Below are 1,469 nucleotides of genomic sequence, written 5' to 3'. Positions count from 1 at the left end.
CAAGCGAACATACTGCAGTTCGTTGGAATCCATGTTCTGAACCTGAAGTACCGCTAATATCTGGGTCTATTGATGTTGCCGATGGTAACGCTCGGCCTATGTCAACGTCAGATGTCGGAAACTGCTGTGATGGTGTAAATACACTGCCGGAAATGGAAATCCCAACACCAAGAAGGAGCCATGCTCGGTGAAGGACGCTTACACAGAATACTCACCTCAATGTGTTATTCCATTGATACCATGTCCAACGTCACAACTCCAAGGACGCGCTCGCACGGCCAGGTAAATGCAGACTGAGTTGAGCCATTAGAAACGTGGCATTGTGGTGCCAAGCTGTAGTGTCCGCGTGTCAGTCTACGGTAACGTGTGCTACGACTGTAGAGAATGCCTAGAAGACGACAACGTCCTGTTTATCGGCAGTTAACTCAGTTAGAACGTGGCCGTGTGGTAGGGCTGCGAGAGGGTGGATTGTCCTTTCGTAACTTTGCTGCGAGAATCGGTCGAGACGTCTCCACGGTCGTACACGGTTGGCTGCAATGGTCCCAGGAAGGCACTGCTACCAGAAGACCGGGTTCCGGGCCTTCCCGGTCCACGGGGGAACGAGAGGATCGGCGTATTCGCAGGATGGCCCTGGCGGATCGGAGGGCGTCTGCGGCCGACATTCGACCTTTAGTGACACCGGGCGTCAGTACACGAAGTATTGTGAATCGTCTACTGGAGGTTGGGCTCCGCTCTAGACGTCCTGTGGCGTGTGTGCCGCTTACGCCTACCCACCGTGCAAACCGTCTACAGGGGTGTCGCGAGAGAGCCCATTGGAGGGCTGAATGGAACTCTGTGGTATTCACGGACGAGAGCCGTTTCTGCCTCGGTACCAGTGATGGGCGTACACGCGTCAGGAGGCGGTCTGCTGAACGTTTGTTGACAAGCTGCATTCGTCGTCGACATACCGGTCCGACCCCGGGCATTATGGTATGGGGAGGGATTTCGTATGACCTCAGGACCACACTAGTGATGATTCCTACCACCATGACGGCAAACGTGTACATTACAATGGTCATCGAACCCGTTGTTCTACAGTTCATGAACGCTATGGAAGGTGGCTTGTTCCAACAAGATAACGCGCGTCCCCATACCGCAGCTGCCACTCGACGTGCTCTTCAAGATGTTGACGTGTTACCTTGGTCTGCAAGATGGCCCGATTTGTCTCCTATCGAACATGTGTGGGACATGATTGGACGCCGCCTCCGGACCCATCCTCAACCAGCAACGACAATCGCCGATCTGACCGTGCAGGTGCAGGAGGCGTGGAACGCAATCCCACAGGATGACATCCGACACCTGTACGATGGAATGCATGCTCGTTTGGACGTATGCATTTACCAACGCGGGGGCTAGACTGGATACTAAAGGCTCCTGGCGGTGCACCTGCATTCTGTACGTTCTGTACTGTAACACATGTACATGATTAG

1 protein-coding gene is annotated in these 1,469 nt (G+C 54.1%); it reads left to right on the top strand.

The window, feature by feature from the left end:
- Positions 1–384: 384 nt before the first annotated feature.
- On the top strand, positions 385–1,395 hold the full coding sequence (locus AC3RJ7_RS18800) for a transposase (protein ID WP_491457391.1): 1,011 nt from the start codon (positions 385–387) through the stop codon (positions 1,393–1,395).
- Positions 1,396–1,469 lie beyond the last annotated feature (74 nt).

This window comes from Agromyces solani (assembly GCF_058349925.1).
Note: the sequence above shows the minus strand (reverse complement) of the source record. Positions and strands in the feature narration are given on the sequence as shown.